Genomic DNA, 17,977 nt, shown 5'->3' on the forward strand with positions numbered 1-17,977 from the left:
GATCAGCCGGCCGTCTGCAGCGGGTCGCTGCCTATTTTTGACAAAAGGATGACCGCCTGGGTGCGGCTGTCGACGCCGAGCTTCTGCAGGATAGCCGAGACATGCGCTTTGATCGTCGCTTCGGAGACCCCGAGCTCATAGGCGATCTGCTTGTTGAGCAGTCCTTCTGCCACCATGCCGAGCACGCGCGTCTGCTGGGGCGTCAGCGCCTGCAGCCGCTTGATCAGGTCGGAAATCTCGGGATCGCGCTCGACGCCGAGATCGACCCCGGCGGGCGCCGCGATATCACCTGCGAGCACCGACTGCACCGCATTGCGGATCTCCTCCATGCTGGCCGATTTGGAGATGAAGCCGGAGGCGCCGAGATCGAGCGCGCGCCGGATCGTCACCGGATCGTCATGCGCCGAGACCACCATCATTGGCACCGCCGGATGGATGCCGCGCAACGAAATCAGGCCGGAAAGACCGCTTGCCCCCGGCATCGAGAGATCGAGCAGCACCAGATCGACATCCTCATTGGCCAGGACCAGCGCCTTGGCGCTTTCGAAATCGCCGGCCTCGTGAATGGCGGCAACGTCTCCGATGCCCGCGAGTGCCTCCCTCAATGCACCGCGAAAAAGCGGATGATCGTCGGCAATGACGAATGTGTAGCCCAACGGTGATTCCCTCCCCGAATCCCGTTGGCGATTTTCCGCCTGGCAGGATCTGAACGATCATAACGCCATGCCTGCTGTTCGGCGTGGCCGGCTTGCTATTCCCGCCCCAGGTCTTGTTGCGAATTGCCTAGGTCTTTTGCGAATTGGGCTTGGCGCCGTCTTCGTCCTTGTCCATGTCCTTGACGATGTCCATAAAGCTACGCAGGAAGCGCTCCATGTAGCCCATCGTCTTGTTGAAATCCTCCTCGCTGGGCAAAGTCGATTCGAGACGTGCGGCAAGCGAATTTTCGAGCTTGGCGACGCGTTCGTCGAGCGCCTTCACCGAATTTTGCAGCCGGTCGACCTCATCCTGGAAGGCGGCACGTTCGTCGGCCGCCGTCTTGCAGACAAGCTGACCGGAGCGCTCCTCGCAGAGCGACATGGCGCCGGTTTGCGTATCCATGCGGACATAGCCATTGGCCGATTTTTCCAACCGGTAGCGATCGGCTTCCTCGGAAAAGGCCGACGCCGCTGTAAGCGAGACCAGTGCTGCGGGGATCAAAACGTGTTTCAGACGCATGTTTTCCTCCATGAGCCAGTCAGCGCAATCTATCACAGTTTGCGCCTGAAATGGGGACGAACCTGAAATGGGGAAGAACACGGGCCTGCCCTTCCCCGCGTGGTCGGTTCGGACTATAGCGCAACCATGTCCGAGATCATCTACAAGATAGTTCCCGAGGCGCTTTGGCGCGAGGCCGAAAGGGAAGGCCGCTTCACCGGCGCGCCGATCGACGTCGCCGACGGTTTCATCCATTTTTCCACCGCCGGGCAGGTTCGGGAAACGGCGGCCAAACATTTCGCCGGCCAGGGCGGGTTGCTGCTGGTCGCCGTCGACGGCGCGCACCTTGGCGATGCGCTGAAATATGAAGTCTCGCGCGGCGGCGCCTTGTTCCCGCATCTTTACGACGCGCTCAGCCTCGATGCGGTCGTTTCGGTGCAGGCATTGCCGCTCGGCGCCCACGGCCGGCATGAATTCCCGGCGCTGGAGGCCGAATGAGCGCGTTCGACCGGATCGGCCAAAAACTGCTGTTCACGCTCGATCCGGAAACCGCGCATGGGCTGTCGATTGCCGCGCTGAGATGCGGCCTGCCGGTCGCCGGGCGCCCTTTGCGAGACGACAGGTTGAAGACACGCATCTGCGGGCTCGATTTTCCGAACCCGCTCGGCATGGCCGCGGGTTACGACAAGAATGCCGAAGTGCCGGACGCGCTGCTCGGCCTCGGCTTCGGCTTCGCCGAGGTCGGCACGATCACGCCGCTGCCGCAGACGGGCAATCCGAAGCCGCGCATCTTCCGGCTGCCTTCGGACGGGGCAGTGATCAACCGGCTGGGCTTCAACAATGAAGGCCACGCCGCCGCGGAAAAGCGTCTTGCTGCCCGCAAGGGCCGCGCCGGCGTCGTCGGCGTCAACATCGGCGCCAACAAGGACAGCGCCGACCGCGTCGGCGACTATGAGCGCGGCGTGATCAGGTTTGCGCGATACGCCGGCTATCTGACGATCAACATCTCCTCGCCAAACACGCCGGGCCTGCGCAACATGCAGGCGCGCGAACAGCTTGGTGAACTCCTGTCGCGGGTCATGGCCGCGCCTGCGGCGGCACCGGCAAAGCCGCCCGTCTTTCTCAAGATCGCGCCGGACCTGGTCGAGGCCGAACTGGAGGACATCGCCGCCGAGATCACCGACAAGCAAATGGACGGCGTCATCGTCTCCAACACCACGATCGCGCGAGCCGGCCTGCGCAGCGCCGGCCTTGCCGGCGAGACTGGCGGGCTTTCGGGAAAACCCTTGTTCGAGCGCTCGACCATCGTGCTGGCAAGGATGCGAAAACTACTTGGCCCGGATCCCGCCATCATCGGCGTCGGCGGCGTCGATTCCGCCGAGACGGCGCTGGAAAAGATCCGTGCCGGCGCCGATCTCGTCCAGCTCTATACCGGCATGATCTATGCCGGGCCTGCGCTGCCGGGGCGTATTCTTTCCGGCATGGTCCGTTTCATGGACAGTCAAGGGCTGAAGTCGCTGCGCGAGCTTCGCGACAGCCGCCTCGATCACTGGGCGACGAAACCGCTTTAGCGATCAGTTAAAGGCCGTGCGCACCCGCAGCCGCAATATAGTGAGCAGGCTGAAGCCGCGTACCAGCAGGAACACGTGCAGCGCCGCCCACAGGCCGTGATTGCCGAACGCCGGCGCCAGGATCAGCAACGCGGCGCTGAAAGCCAGGAACGACACCAGCATCATGTTGCGCATGTCGCGCGACCATGTCGCGCCGATGAAAACACCGTCCATCTCGAAAGCCAGCACGCCGCTGAGTGCGGTGAATGCCGCCCATGGCAAGTAGATGTCGGCGACGGCGCGGACGTCTGTCGAGGTCGTGATCAGGGCGACCAGACCGGTGCCTTCCAGCAGGAGCACGAGCGTCGCCACGCCTGCCAGGCCGAGCCCCCAAAGCAGCGTCAGCCGCACCGCCTGGTCAAACGCCGTGGCGGCACGGGCGCCGATGGCGCGCCCGGCCAGTTGTTCGGCGGCGGTGGCGAAACCGTCGAGGAAATAGCCGGCAACCAGGAAGAGGTTCATCAGCACGGCGTTGGCGGCCAGCGTCAGCGTGCCGAATTGCGCGCCTTGGCGCGTGAACAGCGCGAAGGCGGCGAGCAGTGAGAAGGAGCGGATCATGATATCGCGATTGAGCGACATCATGCGCAGGAATGCCGGCAAATCGAGGACGCTATGGCGCGGCAGCCTGGGTGCGGCCCAGAAGCGCCGGCCGACGATGGCGAGACCAAGCAGCATGGCGACGAACTCGCCGGTGAGCGTCGCCCAGGCGACGCCGGCAACGCCCCAGCCAAGCTCCAGGGCGAGCAGGAAGCAGAGCGCGATATTGATGCCGTTCAGCACCAGCTGCAGCATCAGCCCGAGCCCGCCCTCGCCGCGCCCCAGCACATAACCAAGGATGGCGTAATTGATAAGCGAGAACGGTGCTGCGAGCATCCTGATGCGGATATAGACGTCCATCGCCGCGCCGACGCGCGGCTCGGCGCCGATGAACCATTGCCCGGCAGCCGAAACCAGGGGCGCAAGTGCGGTAAACACGATGCCGGCGACGACCGCGATCAGCACGGCGCGCCAGAACACCGCCTGCTCCTCCAGTGCATCGCCGCGCCCGAAGGCCTGGGCGACGAGGCCGGTGGTGCCGGAGCGCAGGAAGTTGAAGGTGGTGAAAACGACGTCGAAGATCAGGGCGCCGGCCGCCAGGCCGCCGAGAAGGGCGGCGTCGCCGAACTGTCCGACCACCGCCGTGTCGACAATTCCGAGCAACGGCGTCGTCAGATAGGCAAGCGTCATCGGCACGGCGATGGCGAGCACCGAACGGTTGGTGACGACGAAAGCCCTGGCTTCGGTGACGTGGGCTTCGGTGGGTAAAGCCTGCTCCAAACGCGTGTCGCTTCCTGTTGCGGCTTGATCGGCTAGCCGATGTGCCCCAGTTTGCGGACCTCGCGCAACCATCCATCCCGGCATGGTCAACCGAAACCCGCCTCTGGCGCACCGGCCGTCCCATGTCCTTGCAGATCGTTCATCATCCCGATTACGACGCCGGTTTCGCCGTCAACCACCGCTTCCCGATGAGCAAATATCCGCTGCTGATGGACGCCTTGCGGGCACGCGGCCTGGCGCGGCCCGAAGCGCTCAACATACCAGCGGTGGCGCGGCCATCATGGCTGAAGCTTGCCCACGCGGCAGACTATGTCGACCAGGTGCTTGCCTGCGACGTGCCGGTGAGGATCGAGCGCGAGATCGGCTTTCCCGTGGGACCGCGGGTTTCGCTGAGGGCGCAGCTCGCAACGGCCGGCACGGTGATGGCGGCGCGGCTGGCTTTGCTGAACGGAATCGCTTGCAACACGGCCGGCGGCAGTCATCACGCGCGGCGCGCGCAAGGCGCCGGCTTCTGCACCTTCAACGACGTGGCGGTTGCCGCGCTGGTGCTGCTCGCCGAAGGTGCCGCCCAAAACATCCTGGTCGTCGACCTCGACGTGCATCAGGGCGACGGCACGGCGGATATCCTGAACGACGAGCCGCGCGTGTTTACCTTCTCCATGCATGGCGACCGCAACTACCCCGCGCGCAAGATCGCCTCCAACCTCGACGTCGCCCTGCCCGACGGCACCGGCGATGCAGCCTATCTGGAGCGGCTGGGCGCCATCCTGCCGGAGCTGTCGGCGCGAAAGCGCTGGGATCTCGTCTTCTACAATGCCGGCGTCGATGTCCATGCCGAGGACCGGCTCGGCAGGCTGGCGCTGTCGAATGACGGGCTGCGCGCCCGCGACGATATGGTGATCCGCCATTTCCGCACGCTAGGCGTCCCGGTGTGCGGCGTTATCGGCGGCGGCTATTCGACGGATGTCGCAGCACTTGCCGCACGCCACGCCATCCTGTTCGAGGTGGCTGCGGGCTACGCGTGAAAGGCTGTTTGTTTGAGCATGATCTTTTCCGAAAGCCGGTTCCCACTTTTTGGGATCATGCTCTACTTCCTGAAATTGGCGATCCTGAGCAGGATGAAGGCCGGCACGACGATCGCGGCACCGAGCAGGATGTAGCCGAGGAAGCGGTCGATGGCGTGGAAGCCCAAATTCCACAGGTCGATGAAGAATTTGCGGATGCCGTAGAGCACGTCCATCGGCGACCAGCCGAAGGCGTTCATGACCAGGCCGACGAGGAACGACACCACAAGCAGCTTCAAGATCACCCGGAGCGGCGTATCGCCGAGAAAGCGGTTCAGTGCGGACAAGGCCTGTCTCCACAGTCGGGTGCCGCGATTCGGGCACATGCCCAGAAATACGCAGTTGACCGCCCGGCATCAAGCCGAGCCCTCAAACCGGATTGCGCATCGGCGCCGGGCCATGATATCGGAGGAACCAGCGCGGGTATGATGTAATGGTAGCTTGTCAGCTTCCCAAGCTGAACGCGCGGGTTCGATTCCCGCTACCCGCTCCAGCTTTTGCCACACGGGTTGCGCCTGAGTTGGCGATGTTGAAAACTTGCGGCTTTACAGGCAGTTTTACAGCTCGGCTGGCCATCCTTCATCTGTTTGGCCGATGTGCCAGTTCGTCGAATATCTCACATTGAGGGTCGGCGGGGCCTCGAATGACCCCAACCGGAATGTCTACCCTTGGCCCGCTGGCTTCTGCTGGCGGGCTTTTTTTGAGCATCACGCAGCAGTTGTAGCCGACTTGCATCGGCGCCGCTGCTGGTGGGCCTGTCTGGTCGTCTGGCCGGCCACGGGATGCGCCCAGCTACCCGCTCCAATCCTCAGCCCACCTCCCGCAAAATAAAATCGTGCAGCATCTTGGCCGCCGGCGACAGCGCGCGGTTCTTTACCGTGATCAGGCTGTAGGGCCTGACCTCGATGTCGAACTCGGTCTGGACGACGTCGATGGCGCCGTCGAGCCCTTCGGGGTTCTGAATGAACTTCGCGACCTGGATCGACACCGGCGCGATCGCGTCGGATTGCGCGACCATGACCAGAGTCAGTAACAGCGAGCTGGTGTTGAGGATGCGATCCGGCAGCGCTATGTTGCGGTTCAAAAAGTTGCTTTCCATGGCTTGGCGCAGCGGCGAGCCGCCCGACTGGAAAACCCAGTCATAGGCGGCGGTGTCTTCCAACCGCACTGCCTTGCCCTTGGTCAGCGGGTGGCCGCGGCGCACGATCAGGCAGGCCTTCTCGACGCCGATGACGCGGGCCTCGAACAGCCGCGGATTGAGGTCGTCGGGGATGCGGGCGATGATGAAATCGTGCCGAGAGGCGATCAGCTCGCGCGCCAGCACGTTCGAGGTCTCGACCTGCATGGTGATTTCGATGCGCGGATAGAGGCGCCGGATCTCGCGGATCGCCGGCACCGCCAGCTCGATCGCCGGTGCCGTGACCGCGCCCAGGAACACCGAGCCGCCCTTGCCCGCCTTGAGCTCGAAGATCTCGCGGTCGACCTCGCGCATCTCGAGCAGGATCGACCGCGCGCGCCGTGCCAACGCCTTGCCATAGGGCGTCAGCGTGATGCCACGCGGCAGCCTTTCGCAGAGCTTGACGTCGAGCACCGCCTCCATCTCGGCGATCATGCGCGAAGCCGCCGGCTGCGAGATGTTCATGACCTGGGCCGCGGCACTCACCCGGCCGTGCTCGTCGAGGGCTGCGATCATACGCATGTGACGCAGGCTCAAGCCGCTGCGCAGCAGGGTTCCGCCATCGCGCGGAATCTCATCGTAACCGGCTGATATTCCACCAGGATTTCGCAGCGCCGCCATGATTTTTCCCTACTCCTACGCCCGGCGCCCCAGCTGGATCCGGCAGCGTCGTCACTAGCCTAAGCCATATCAGTCGCGATATAGCAACCATCAAAGATCGCATTTGACAGTTATGGCAAAGCGACACACCCTTCGCGCGTCCTGAGACTTGACGGTCGGTGACGAGGGAAAACTCGTATCGATTGAACCAGAGTTTCGGGGCCGATTGGGAGGATACCGGAGATCGATTGACGGCAGCGGCGCGTTTGGCGCTCCTGCACGATTGCGCGGCCCACGAAACCCAAGGGTACGCGTCCATCAACCAGGGAGAGTTAATGTGAAGATTATCAAGACACTGGCCGCCGTCGCGGCCCTAGGCATCGCGGCTATGACGCTGCCGGCGCAGGCGGGCGAAGGCCTGGTCGGCGTGCTGATGCCCACCAAGACCTCGCAGCGCTGGATCAACGATGGCGACGCCGTCAAGTCCCAGCTCGAGGCTCTGGGCTACACTGTCGACCTGCAATACGCGCAGGACGACATTCCGAACCAGCTCAGCCAGCTGGAAAACGAAATCACCAAGGGCCCGAAGGCGCTGATCATCGCTTCGATCGACGGCACCACGATGGGCGATGCGCTGCAGAAGGCGAATGACGCAGGCGTCGTCGTCGTCGCTTACGACCGCCTGATCAAGAAGACGCCAAATGTCGATTACTACACCACCTTCGACAATTTCGGCGTCGGCGTCATCCAGGCAAAATCGCTGCTCAAGGGCCTCGGCTATCCCGAGAAGAAGGGTCCGTTCAACATCGAGCTGTTCGGCGGTTCGCCGGACGACAACAATGCGTTCTTCTTCTATAACGGCGCCATGTCGGTTCTTCAGCCGCTGATCGACGACAAGACCCTCGTCGTGAAGTCCGGCCAGATGGGCATGGACAAGGTCGGCACGCTGCGCTGGCTGGCGGCAACCGCCCAGGCCCGCATGGACAATCTGCTCTCCGCCAACTACTCGGACGGCAGCCGCGTCGATGGCGTGCTCTCGCCCTATGACGGCCTGTCGCGCGGCATCATCGCTTCGCTGCGTGCCGTAGGCTACGGCACTGCCGATCAGCCATGGCCGATCGTCACCGGACAGGACGCCGAGACCGCTTCGGTCAAGGCGATCATTGCCGGCGAACAGTATTCGACCGTGTTCAAGGACACCCGCGAACTCGCCAAGGCGACGGTCGAACTCGTCGACAAGGTGCTCTCGGGCGGCAAGCCGGAAGGCCTCGACACCACGACCTACAACAACGACGTCAAGGTCGTTCCCTCGATCCTGTTGACGCCGCATGACGTCGACAAGTCGAACTACCAGGCGCTGGTGGTCGACTCCGGCTACATCAAGGCCGAAGAACTGAAGTAATCGCGGTTACAAAGCCTGGGGTCCTGCGCAGGCAGGGCCCCTTTTCGTTGGCGAGCCAGCCCGGTATTGTTTGCGGACCTCGCAGGAGTGGTATTCTCAATGGCATCGACGATTTTGGAGATGCGCGACATCACCAAGACGTTTCCAGGCGTCAAGGCGCTGTCGAACGTCAAGCTCATGGTCGAGGAAGGCGAGATCCATGCCGTGGTCGGCGAGAACGGCGCCGGCAAGTCGACGCTGATGAAGGTGCTGTCGGGTGTGTATCCGTCCGGCACCTATGACGGCCAGATCATCTATCGCGGCGATGAGTGCCATTTTAAAGGCATCCATGACAGCGAGCGCAAGGGCATCGTCATCATCCACCAGGAGCTTGCGCTGGTGCCGATGCTGTCTATCGCCGAAAACATATTTCTCGGCAACGAGCAGGCCAAATACGGCGTCATCGACTGGAATGCCAACGAGACGCGCACCAGCGCCCTGCTCAAGAAGGTCGGCCTCAAGGAAGACCCCAACACGCTGATCACCAATATCGGCGTCGGCAAGCAGCAGCTGGTCGAGATCGCCAAGGCGCTCAGCAAGGAAGTGAAGCTGCTCATTCTGGACGAGCCGACGGCGAGCCTGTCCGAAAAGGACAGCCAGGCGCTGCTCGATCTGCTGCTCGAATTCAAGCGGCAGGGCATCACTTCGATCCTGATCTCCCACAAGCTCAACGAGGTGAACCGGGTCGCCGACAAGGTCACGATCATCCGTGACGGCCGGACCATCGAGACGTTGGCCAAGAAGGACATCTCGGAGGACCGCATCATCACGTCGATGGTCGGCCGTTCGCTCGACGACCGCTACCCGCCGCGAGAGCCGAAGATCGGTGAGACCGTTCTCGAAGTGGAAAACTGGTCGGTCTACCATCCCATCCATGCCGAGCGGCAGGTCATCAAGGGCATCAACCTCAACGCCCGCAAGGGCGAGGTGGTCGGCATTGCCGGGCTGATGGGCGCCGGCCGGACCGAGTTTGCCATGAGCCTGTTCGGCCGGTCCTATGGCCGTCGCATCACGGGCGAGGTGTTCCTTAACGGCAAGCCAATCGATGTCTCTTCGGTGAGCAAGGCGGTGGAACACGGCATCGCCTATGTTACGGAGGACCGCAAGACCTACGGTCTCAACTTGATCGACCATATCAAGCATAACATCACGCTGGCCAACCTGCCCGGCGTCTCGCGCCATGGCGTGATCGAGGATTTGCGCGAGCTTTCCGTCGCCAACGATTATCGCGGCAGGACCAATATCCGCGCCTCAAGCGTCTACCAGATGACCGGCAACCTTTCTGGCGGCAATCAGCAGAAGGTGGTGCTGTCGAAATGGCTGTTCGCCAATCCGGAAGTGCTGATCCTCGACGAGCCGACACGCGGTATCGATGTCGGCGCCAAATATGAAATCTATACGATCATCGCGCGTCTCGCCTCCGAGGGTAAGGCAATCATCGTCATCTCGTCGGAAATGCCCGAACTGCTCGGCATCACCGACCGCATCTACGTCATGAACGAAGGACGCATCGTCGGCGAAATGGCGGCGAGCGACGCCAGCCAGGAAAAGATCATGCGCGCCATCGTCCGTGGAGAAGGGAAAGCATCATGAGCACCGAAAGCGCTCCCGGGCCGCAAACCGGCGTCGCCCAGGATATACAACAGGCACCTCGCATTGCCGTCTCGGCGCTGGTCACCAATCTGCGCGAATACGGGTTGGTGCTGGCGTTGATCGCAATCATGGTGTTCTTCCAGTTCACCACGTCCGGAACGCTGTTCAAGCCGGTGAACCTCAGCAATCTCGTGCAGCAGAACAGCTTCATCATCGTGATGGCGCTGGGCATGCTTCTGGTGATCGTTTCGGGCCATATCGATCTCAGCGTCGGCTCAGTCGCCGGCTTCATCGGCGCACTGGCGGCGATGATGATGGTTATCTGGCCGCTTGGCCCATTGAGCAATCCGCTGGTGGTGTCGATCATCTGCCTGATCGTGGGTGGCGCGATCGGCGCGGCACAAGGCTACTGGATTGCCTATCACCGAATACCGAGCTTTATCGTCACGTTGGCGGGCATGCTGATCTTCCGCGGCATCTGTCAGGCGCTGCTGGGTGGCGGGTCTTCCGTGGGGCCGCTTCCAGTCGGCTTCAAGGCGCTGAGTTCCGGCTTCATTCCGGACCTGATCGGCCCATTGACGCTGATACCACCGACCGTGAACGCCGCCGGCAAAACCATTGTCGGCAGCGGCCTGACGCTGCACCTGACGACTATCGTGATCGGCCTCGCCGCCGTGCTCGCCTATGGCTATTTCGGGCTCAGGGCGCGGCGCACCCGCGAGCGGCATGGCTACGAAGCCGAGCCTTTCTCGCTGTTCGTCGTCAAGACCCTGGTGATCAGCGCGCTGGCACTGTTTCTGGTCTACCAATTCGCCACCTATAGGGGCCTGCCCATCGTTCTCATGGTGATGGGCGTGCTGATCGCGTTGTTCGTCTTCGTTACCAAACGCATGACGATCGGACGCCGCATCTATGCGATGGGCGGCAATGCCAAGGCAGCCCAGCTATCGGGCATCAAGACCGAACGGCTGACGTTGATGGTGTTCATCAACATGGGCGTGCTGTCGGCACTCGGCGGCCTGATTATCGCGGCGCGCCTGGGGCAGGCGGTGCCGGCGGCGGGCCTCGGCAGCGAACTCGACGTCATCGCCGCGGTGTTCATTGGTGGCGCTTCGGCGATGGGCGGCGTCGGCCAGGTCATCGGCGCGGTGGTCGGCGGTTTCATTATGGGCGTCATGAACAACGGCATGTCGATCATGGGCGTCAATGTCGACTGGCAGCAGGTGGTCAAAGGCCTGGTGCTGCTCGGCGCCGTCGTCTTCGACGTCTACAACAAGAACAAGGCTTGAGAGGCAACCAGGAGGCATACGGGTCACATCGCGGCGCTGCCGGGCGGCGCGAAGAAGTCCCCCGAGGGACCTGACCCGCGAGCGCAATCCGGACGAAGAATTTCAACCGCGGCGTGGACAGGGTCTGAGCCGCGCCGGGCAGGGTTTGCCAAGAAGGCAGGCCGCAATTCAGAGAGGGTTACCATGCTGATCTCCCAGATCCTCGACGACGCCGAGACGATCCGCGTCGTTGCCCGCAACGGCGGCAAGACCCGCGTCATCAACGGGGCCCGCAGCGTCTATTCGCTGGCGATGGAAGCCGCGCGCACCGGCACCGGGCTTGTCGCCCTGATCGAGCGCAAGGGCTTCGGCGAAACCGTCGATCTCGATGCAGCCTACAAGAAGGGTCGGCTGCTGTCGCCGATCAACCATCCCGATCCGGCGCATCTCCATCTCACCGGCACCGGGCTGACGCATCTCGGCTCCGCCGCGACCCGCGATTCCATGCACAAGAAGCTCAGCGATGGCGGCGAGGAACAGCTGACCGATTCCATGAAGATGTTCCGCATGGGGCTGGAGGGCGGCAAGCCGGCGAAGGGCCAGATCGGCGTGCAGCCCGAATGGTTCTACAAGGGCAACGGTACCATGGCAGTGGCGCCCGGCGCGGCGCTCATGTCGCCCGCCTTCGCCCAGGATGCCGGCGAGGAGCCGGAAATCGCCGGAATCTATGTGATCGGCGACGACGGCGCCCCGTTCCGCGTCGGCTTCACGCTGTCGAACGAGTTTTCCGACCACGTCACCGAGCGCGTGAATTATCTCTTCCTCGCCCATTCGAAACTGCGCAACGCCTCGTTCGGGCCGGAGATCCTGATCGGCGACCTGCCGTCCGACATTCGCGGCGCTTCACGCATCCTGCGCCACGGCAAGCTGCTTTGGGAAAAGCCGTTCCTGTCGGGCGAGGCGAACATGTCGCACACCATTGGCAATCTCGAGCATCACCACTTCAAATACTCGGCCTTCCGCCAGCCGGGCGACGTGCATGTGCACATGTTCGGCACGGCGACGCTGTCCTTCGCCGACGGCATCAGGACCGAGGCCGGTGACGTATTCGAAATCGAGGCGCAGGATTTCGGCCTGCCGCTGCGCAACCCGCTTGAAATCGAGCAGCCGGTGAAGGTGGCGGTGAAGGCGCTTTGAGGCGTCGATGACAGCGTGATCTCCCCCCTCGTGGGGGAGATTGGCAGTTCCAAACTCATCGCGCGGCGCGGAAATGCTTGGACAGTTTCAGGCCCTGCGCCTGATAGTTCGAGCCGAGATCTGTGCCGTAGAGTGCCTGCGGCCGTTTCAGCATATGCTCGTAGACCAACCGTCCGACGATCTGGCCGTGGTCGAGGATGAACGGCACTTCGTGGCTACGCACCTCGAGCACCGCCCGGCTGCCGGTGCCGCCCGACGCCGAATGGCCGAAACCCGGGTCGAAGAAACCGGCATAATGGACGCGGAACTCGCCGACCAGCGGGTCGAAAGGCGTCATTTCGGCGGCGTAGAGTGGCGGCACATGCACCGCCTCGCGCGACACCAGAATATAGAATTCGTCCGGATCGAGCACCAGCTCGCCGGCACCGCTCTTGTAGAGCGGCTCCCAGAAATCGACGACATCCTGCGCGGCGCGCTTGTCGACGTCGACCAGGCCGGTGTGGTGCTTGCCGCGATAGCCGACCAGCCCGTCCTTGTCGCCGTCGAGATCGATCGACAGCGCGATTCCCCCGCCTGAGATGTTGGGTGGTTCGGTGGCGACCAACATTTCGGCGCGGTGCAACTCGTGCAGCTCGCTTTCCGACAAGAGCGCATTGCCGGTGCGGAACCTGATCTGCGACAGCCGCGAGCCGGTCCGCACGATGATCGGGAAAGTGCGCGGGCTGACCTCCAGATAGAGCGGGCCTTCATAGCCGGCGGCGATCTTGTCGAACTCGTGGCCACGGTCGGTCATTACCCGGGTGAAGATATCGAGCCGTCCAGTCGAGCTTTTCGGGTTGGCGGAGGCGGAAATATGGGCGGGCAGCGCCAGGCTTTCGAGCAGCGGCACGATGTAGACGCAGCCGGTTTCCAGCACCGCACCTTCGGCGAGGTTGATCTCGTGCAGCTTCAGCCGGTTGAGCTTGTCGACAACCCTGTGGTCCGGGCCGGGCAAGAAGGAAGCACGCACTCGCCATGCCTTGTCGCCGAGCCTGAGGTCAAGGCTGGCCGGCTGGATCTGATCGGCATCGAGCATGCGCGGCGATTTCAGCGCGCCCGTCTGGAACAGCTCGGAAATATGCTGATCGGGAAGAATGCCTGTCTGCCGCAAGGGTCTGGCTCCGTTCGAAGGCCGGGCGAGGTCTTGTTCTGTCGCAGGTCCGACCGTGGACGCCTTTGGCACCTGCTTGGTACAACCCTCTTAATCATGCCGGCAATTGACGCAAGCGTGGCGCGGGTCTAAAGCTCGTTATCCCGTGGTGATTTGGCCGGTCGGCTTGCAGCCACGTTAAACAAGTCGCTAAAGGACCGTCGGGCCGCAAGGCCATATGGACCGGTTGCGACTTTCGCGGCCGGTTTTTTGTTGTTTGGACCAATTTTGGTGTTTGGATGGAATGATGACCAAGAAGCGCGATTGGAAGCCTCAGACCGCACTCGTGCATGCCGGGACGCTGCGTTCCGGCTTCGGCGAGACCTCCGAGGCGATGTATCTCACCCAAGGCTATGTCTACGAGACGGCGCAAGCGGCGGAGGCCCGCTTCAAGGGCGAGGAGCCGGGCTTCATCTATTCGCGCTATGCCAATCCGACGGTCGACATGTTTGAGAAACGCATGTGCGCGCTGGAAGGAGCCGAGGACGCGCGCGCCACGGCATCCGGCATGGCGGCGGTGACGGCAGCACTGCTGTGTAGCGCCAAGGCGGGCGACCATATCGTGGCGGCGCGCGCGCTGTTCGGCTCCTGCCGCTGGGTGATCGAGACGCTGGCGCCGAAATACGGCATTGAGGCAACGCTGGTCGACGGCACCGACATCGCCAATTGGGAAAAGGCGGTCAAGCCAAACACCAAACTGTTTTTCCTGGAAAGCCCTACCAATCCAACGCTAGAGGTAGTCGACATTGCCGCCGTGGCGGCACTTGCCAATTCGATCGGCGCCAGGCTGATCGTCGATAATGTCTTCGCTACGCCCTTGCAGCAGAAACCCCTGCAGCTCGGCGCCCACATCGTCGTCTATTCGGCCACGAAGCATATTGACGGCCAGGGGCGTTGTCTTGGCGGCATCGTTCTGTCGGACAAGAAATGGATCGACGAGAACCTGCATGACTATTTCCGCCACACCGGCCCCAGCCTCTCGCCCTTCAATGCCTGGACGCTGCTGAAAGGCCTGGAGACGCTGCCGCTACGCGTACGCCAGCAGACGGAAAGTGCCGGCCGCATCGCGGATTTCCTGGCCGAGCGCCCGCAAATCGCCCGCGTCATCTATCCCGGCCGCGCCGACCACCCGCAAGCGGCCGTGGTCAAGAAGCAGATGTCGGGCGGCTCGACGCTGATTTGCTTCGATGTGAAGGGCGGCAAGCAGGCGGCCTTTGCCTTCCAGAACACACTCGACGTCGTGCTGATTTCCAACAATCTCGGCGACGCCAAGAGCCTGATCACCCATCCGGCGACGACCACACACAAGAACTTGACTGATGAAGCCCGCGCCGAGCTCGGCATCGGACCGGGAACGCTCAGGCTGTCGGTCGGCCTTGAGGACGCCGACGACCTGCTCGAAGACATCGAGCAGGCACTGAGAGTTGCCGGATAAGGGCTGGCCGAACAGAGGCAGCGGGGACGTGCCGATCAGGCGCCGGACGGGGTCTCTTCCAGCTCCGCGACAGTCTTCGTCTGGATAGTCATCACGTTGCCGCGCCAGTCGATGGCGCCGCTCAGCCATCCGCGCGCCCAAACGACGGGAAGCATCAGGTCTCGTGCCATCATCGCCGGGATCGTGCGCGGCGACAGGTGCCATCCCTTGGTCGAGGCCAAGGCGCATTCCGGCAGGTAGGCCGCGACCAGCACGGCGATGGCGGTTGCCGGCAGGCTGACGCCGGCGTCAGCCGCGGCGATCAGTGCAAGCACTAGCGGCGGTGCCGCGCCGATCAGGATTTCGGGGGCAAAGAACAGTGCAAAGGTGACGCGGCGCAGCCGCGCCCAGCGCGCCTGCCGCGACCAGATCTCGCCAAGCGTGCGCCGGCCGAGCGGCTGTTCGAAGGGAGAGGCGACAAGATTGACTCGCAGTCCGAGCCCGTTGACCAGCTTGGTCGCGGCGGCGTCCTCGGCGATCTCGGCGGCAAGCGCGCGGATGCCGCCATTGGCATCGAGCATCGGCTTGTTCCACAACATGCTCTTGCCCTGGGCGAAGCCGAGGCCGAGCGCCTCTCCAGCGTACTGCCAGCGTGCCTGCAGCGTGTTGAGAAAGGCGCATTCGACCTCCCCCCAGAACCCGTCCGGCCGCGAGCCGATTGGCGTCGAGCAGACGAGGCCGGTGTCATGCCGCCACGCCGCCATCAGGTGCTGGACGTAGTCGCTCGACATAAGCACATTGGAATCGGCAAGGATGACCCAGCGATAACGCGCCGCCTCCCAACCCTTCACGCAATTGTTGAGTTTTGGATTGCCGCTGATGCGGTCGTCACCGACCAGAAGGCGGGCGCGAATAGCTGGAAAGCGCGCCATTGCGGCAGTGATCGGCTTGACCACCGGGTCGTCGGCATGGGCGACACAGAAGATGAGTTCGTAGCGCGGCCAGTCGAGTGAGAAGGCGCGCTCCAGCGTCTCTTCGGCAAACGGCTCGACGCCGCGCGCCGGGATGACGATCGATACCGGCGGCGCGTTGGCCGCGGGCGGCGCAATACTGGCTGGTCGCTTCAGCTTCTGCGAAGCTAACAGGATGCTGGCGAGATTTGAAAGAAGGAGGGCTATGGAAAGGAGGGCGGCTGCGAATGTCGGTTCCATCGAGATCTGGTCACTCCAGAAATGCCGGCCGCATGACAGCCGTTTTCAACAATTCGACAGAACGCTGAGTCGTCCGGCACAAGCCTGCACACCATCATTGTCATGTGTCACTCAAATGACATTGTTTTTCGGCACCTGCGCTTGAGATCGGGCAAGAAGATGCTGCGCATCGTTGACCAAACTGCGCTGAGCATCGAAAGTTCCATCTACATTGCTTTGGAGCAGTTTATGTACAGCGCCGTCACCCGCAACATCGAAGTGCAGGTCAGGCCGTTCTATCTGGAGGATCACTCCGATCCGCCGCAAAACCGCTATGTCTGGGGCTACCAGGTGACCATCGACAATCAGTCGGATGAGTTCGTGCAGCTTCTGTCACGCTACTGGCACATTACCGACGGTACCGGCAAAGTCGAGGAAGTGCGCGGCCCCGGGGTCGTCGGCGAGCAACCCGGACTCAACCCCGGCGACAGCTATCAGTATACGTCTGGATGCCCGCTCTCGACCCCGTCCGGCATCATGGTCGGGCACTACACAATGCGCAACAAGCGGGGCGAGACGTTCGACGTCGCCATCCCCGCCTTCTCGCTCGATTTGCCGGGCACGCGGCGCACCGTCAATTGACCGCCGTCATCCAGCCGCTGCAAACTCCGCCGGGTCGAAGTCATATCGCTTCGAGCAGAATTCGCAGGCGACGTGAATGCTGCCATCCTCGGTGCTGTCTCTGATCTCCTCGGCGGAAAAGCCTTCGAGAATGCCGCGGATCTTCTCCCTCGAGCATGAGCACTGGTCGGCGACCGGCACGCCGCCGAACACGCGGACGCCATGCTCGTGGAAAAGCCGGTAAAGCAGCCGTTCGGCGCCGATCGTCGGATCGATCAGCTCGGTCGGTTCAATAGTACCAAGCAGCGCCAGCAGCTCCTGCCAGGAATTGTCGGTCGGGTCGTGGATTTCCTCACGCGGATCGCCGTCGCCCCCGGGAAGGTCGGGTACGCGCATACGCTCCGCCGACTGCGGCAGGAATTGTGCCAGCAGGCCACCGGCCCGCCATTGCTCGCGGGCACCGCCGACGCCGGGCGTCAGAAGCTTGGCAACCGAAAGGCGGAGGTCGGTCGGAATCTGCTCCGACTGGCGGAAATAGGTGCGTGCGGCATCTTCAAGTGTGACGCCGTCGAGCTGGACGATGCCCTGGTAGCGCTGCGTGTGAGCGCCCTGGTCGATGGTCAGCGCCAGGACACCGCTGCCGATCAGCGTCTGCGGTGACGTCTCGCCGGCCGAAGTCAAAGCCTGCAGCCGGTCGGCATCGAAGCGGGCATAAGCGCGCAGCGCGTGCGGCGTGGAGAAATCGGCGACCAGCATGTCGACCGGCCCATCGGTGCGGGTCTGCAGAATGAACTTGCCCTCGAATTTCAGCGAAGTTCCGAGCAGTACCGTCAGCACACAGGCTTCGGCCAGGAGCCGGGCGACCGGCTCGGGATAGTCGTGGCGGCTGAGAATGGCGTCGAGCATCGGCCCGAGCTGGACGGTGCGCCCGCGCACGTCGAGCGGGCCGACCTCGAACGGCACGACATGATCATCGCCGGCGTAGCCGAATTCGCCGAGCTTGGGTTTATGTTCAGCCAATTGATGAGTTTCCAACATGACAAAGCTCCGGGGCGCGGCGATGCCGCCCTCCGGGGCGCATGCGACGAGACGCGCTCGATTT

The 17,977-nt window shown here is 63.0% G+C and carries 17 protein-coding genes, 1 tRNA gene and 1 riboswitch; of the genes, 10 read left to right on the forward strand and 8 right to left on the reverse strand.

The features are described from left to right. Positions 1–2: 2 nt before the first annotated feature. Positions 3–656, reverse strand: coding sequence for a response regulator transcription factor (locus NKJ13_RS16130; RefSeq protein ID WP_352738446.1), 654 nt, complete (start codon positions 654–656; stop codon positions 3–5). Between the two features lie 127 nt (positions 657–783). Then, complete coding sequence (locus tag NKJ13_RS16135; protein ID WP_352738444.1) at positions 784–1,215, reverse strand: hypothetical protein; 432 nt, start codon at positions 1,213–1,215, stop codon at positions 784–786. 126 nt (positions 1,216–1,341) lie between these two features. Here NKJ13_RS16135 and NKJ13_RS16140 point away from each other — a divergent pair, with 126 nt between their 5' ends. Next, positions 1,342–1,692 carry a DUF952 domain-containing protein gene (locus NKJ13_RS16140; RefSeq protein ID WP_352738442.1) on the forward strand — a complete coding sequence of 117 codons (351 nt, stop codon included), beginning with the start codon at positions 1,342–1,344 and terminating at the stop codon, positions 1,690–1,692. Beyond that, a complete protein-coding gene (locus tag NKJ13_RS16145) occupies positions 1,689–2,765 on the forward strand; it encodes a quinone-dependent dihydroorotate dehydrogenase (protein WP_352702269.1) in 1,077 nt (358 codons plus the stop codon). The genes NKJ13_RS16140 and NKJ13_RS16145 overlap by 4 nt, the downstream gene beginning before the upstream one ends. A gap of 3 nt (positions 2,766–2,768) precedes the next feature. On the opposite strand, the gene NKJ13_RS16150 is transcribed toward NKJ13_RS16145, so the two are convergent. Beyond that, the gene (locus NKJ13_RS16150) at positions 2,769–4,193 is read right to left on the reverse strand and encodes an MATE family efflux transporter (RefSeq protein ID WP_352702541.1); all 1,425 of its coding nucleotides are present in this window, start codon (positions 4,191–4,193) and stop codon (positions 2,769–2,771) included. A gap of 50 nt (positions 4,194–4,243) precedes the next feature. Here NKJ13_RS16150 and NKJ13_RS16155 point away from each other — a divergent pair, with 50 nt between their 5' ends. Then, positions 4,244–5,146: a histone deacetylase family protein gene (locus NKJ13_RS16155; RefSeq protein ID WP_352738441.1), complete on the forward strand. Its 903-nt coding sequence runs from the start codon at positions 4,244–4,246 to the stop codon at positions 5,144–5,146. 62 nt (positions 5,147–5,208) lie between these two features. Here NKJ13_RS16155 and NKJ13_RS16160 read toward each other — a convergent pair whose 3' ends face one another. After that, positions 5,209–5,472, reverse strand: coding sequence for a DUF6460 domain-containing protein (locus NKJ13_RS16160; RefSeq protein WP_352475918.1), 264 nt, complete (start codon positions 5,470–5,472; stop codon positions 5,209–5,211). A gap of 132 nt (positions 5,473–5,604) precedes the next feature. Here NKJ13_RS16160 and NKJ13_RS16165 point away from each other — a divergent pair. Next, a tRNA-Gly gene (locus NKJ13_RS16165) sits at positions 5,605–5,678 on the forward strand. A gap of 315 nt (positions 5,679–5,993) precedes the next feature. Here the strand turns inward: NKJ13_RS16165 and NKJ13_RS16170 are convergent. Continuing rightward, the gene (locus NKJ13_RS16170) at positions 5,994–6,983 is read right to left on the reverse strand and encodes a LysR family transcriptional regulator (RefSeq protein ID WP_352482475.1); all 990 of its coding nucleotides are present in this window, start codon (positions 6,981–6,983) and stop codon (positions 5,994–5,996) included. A 316-nt stretch (positions 6,984–7,299) separates the two neighbouring features. On the opposite strand from NKJ13_RS16170, the gene chvE reads away from it, so the two are divergent. The 4 genes from chvE to araD1 all read left to right on the forward strand — a co-directional run bounded on the left by chvE (position 7,300) and on the right by araD1 (position 12,461). Next, positions 7,300–8,364, forward strand: a complete 1,065-nt coding sequence (gene chvE, locus NKJ13_RS16175; RefSeq protein WP_023719486.1) for a multiple monosaccharide ABC transporter substrate-binding protein — start codon at positions 7,300–7,302, stop codon at positions 8,362–8,364. Between the two features lie 99 nt (positions 8,365–8,463). Then, a complete protein-coding gene (gene mmsA / locus NKJ13_RS16180) occupies positions 8,464–9,996 on the forward strand; it encodes a multiple monosaccharide ABC transporter ATP-binding protein (RefSeq protein ID WP_352738438.1) in 1,533 nt (510 codons plus the stop codon). Next, positions 9,993–11,285, forward strand: coding sequence for a multiple monosaccharide ABC transporter permease (gene mmsB, locus NKJ13_RS16185; RefSeq protein ID WP_352738436.1), 1,293 nt, complete (start codon positions 9,993–9,995; stop codon positions 11,283–11,285). The genes mmsA and mmsB overlap by 4 nt, the downstream gene beginning before the upstream one ends. Positions 11,286–11,468: 183 nt before the next feature. After that, positions 11,469–12,461, forward strand: a complete 993-nt coding sequence (gene araD1, locus NKJ13_RS16190) for an AraD1 family protein (protein ID WP_023719489.1) — start codon at positions 11,469–11,471, stop codon at positions 12,459–12,461. Between the two features lie 55 nt (positions 12,462–12,516). On the opposite strand, the gene NKJ13_RS16195 is transcribed toward araD1, so the two are convergent. Further along, positions 12,517–13,611 carry a 2'-deoxycytidine 5'-triphosphate deaminase gene (locus NKJ13_RS16195; protein WP_352738435.1) on the reverse strand — a complete coding sequence of 365 codons (1,095 nt, stop codon included), beginning with the start codon at positions 13,609–13,611 and terminating at the stop codon, positions 12,517–12,519. Between the two features lie 135 nt (positions 13,612–13,746). Next, a riboswitch (SAM riboswitch) is annotated at positions 13,747–13,824 on the forward strand. Between the two features lie 70 nt (positions 13,825–13,894). Between NKJ13_RS16195 and NKJ13_RS16200 the strand changes: the two genes are divergently transcribed. Next, entirely contained in the window at positions 13,895–15,085 is a 1,191-nt protein-coding gene (locus tag NKJ13_RS16200) for an O-succinylhomoserine sulfhydrylase (RefSeq protein WP_254816333.1), read from the forward strand. Between the two features lie 35 nt (positions 15,086–15,120). Here NKJ13_RS16200 and NKJ13_RS16205 read toward each other — a convergent pair whose 3' ends face one another. After that, positions 15,121–16,275 (reverse strand): ceramide glucosyltransferase, encoded by a 1,155-nt coding sequence (locus NKJ13_RS16205; RefSeq protein ID WP_352777891.1) that lies wholly within the window; start codon positions 16,273–16,275, stop codon positions 15,121–15,123. Between the two features lie 228 nt (positions 16,276–16,503). Between NKJ13_RS16205 and apaG the strand changes: the two genes are divergently transcribed. Then, on the forward strand, positions 16,504–16,896 hold the full coding sequence (gene apaG / locus NKJ13_RS16210) for a Co2+/Mg2+ efflux facilitator ApaG/CorD (RefSeq protein ID WP_254816331.1): 393 nt from the start codon (positions 16,504–16,506) through the stop codon (positions 16,894–16,896). A gap of 6 nt (positions 16,897–16,902) precedes the next feature. Here the strand turns inward: apaG and NKJ13_RS16215 are convergent, their stop codons facing one another. Further along, positions 16,903–17,913: an Hsp33 family molecular chaperone gene (locus NKJ13_RS16215; RefSeq protein WP_352738432.1), complete on the reverse strand. Its 1,011-nt coding sequence runs from the start codon at positions 17,911–17,913 to the stop codon at positions 16,903–16,905. Positions 17,914–17,977 lie beyond the last annotated feature (64 nt).

It is taken from the genome of Mesorhizobium sp. M0174 (assembly GCF_040322275.1).
In the GTDB taxonomy this organism is placed as follows: domain Bacteria; phylum Pseudomonadota; class Alphaproteobacteria; order Rhizobiales; family Rhizobiaceae; genus Mesorhizobium.

Bases quoted from the DNA above. Each gene is read 5' to 3' on its own strand.
- NKJ13_RS16150 (WP_352702541.1), bottom strand. From the start codon at position 4,193: ATGGTTGCGCGAGGTCCGCAAACTGGGGCACATCGGCTAGCCGATCAA.
- NKJ13_RS16155 (WP_352738441.1), top strand. From the start codon at position 4,244: ATGTCCTTGCAGATCGTTCATCATCCCGATTACGACGCCGGTTTCGCC.
- NKJ13_RS16145 (WP_352702269.1), top strand. From the start codon at position 1,689: ATGAGCGCGTTCGACCGGATCGGCCAAAAACTGCTGTTCACGCTCGAT.
- araD1 (WP_023719489.1), top strand. From the start codon at position 11,469: ATGCTGATCTCCCAGATCCTCGACGACGCCGAGACGATCCGCGTCGTT.
- NKJ13_RS16140 (WP_352738442.1), top strand. From the start codon at position 1,342: ATGTCCGAGATCATCTACAAGATAGTTCCCGAGGCGCTTTGGCGCGAG.
- apaG (WP_254816331.1), top strand. From the start codon at position 16,504: ATGTACAGCGCCGTCACCCGCAACATCGAAGTGCAGGTCAGGCCGTTC.
- NKJ13_RS16215 (WP_352738432.1), bottom strand. From the start codon at position 17,913: ATGTTGGAAACTCATCAATTGGCTGAACATAAACCCAAGCTCGGCGAA.
- mmsB (WP_352738436.1), top strand. From the start codon at position 9,993: ATGAGCACCGAAAGCGCTCCCGGGCCGCAAACCGGCGTCGCCCAGGAT.
- NKJ13_RS16170 (WP_352482475.1), bottom strand. From the start codon at position 6,983: ATGGCGGCGCTGCGAAATCCTGGTGGAATATCAGCCGGTTACGATGAG.
- NKJ13_RS16200 (WP_254816333.1), top strand. From the start codon at position 13,895: ATGATGACCAAGAAGCGCGATTGGAAGCCTCAGACCGCACTCGTGCAT.
- NKJ13_RS16205 (WP_352777891.1), bottom strand. From the start codon at position 16,275: ATGGAACCGACATTCGCAGCCGCCCTCCTTTCCATAGCCCTCCTTCTT.
- mmsA (WP_352738438.1), top strand. From the start codon at position 8,464: ATGGCATCGACGATTTTGGAGATGCGCGACATCACCAAGACGTTTCCA.
- NKJ13_RS16135 (WP_352738444.1), bottom strand. From the start codon at position 1,215: ATGCGTCTGAAACACGTTTTGATCCCCGCAGCACTGGTCTCGCTTACA.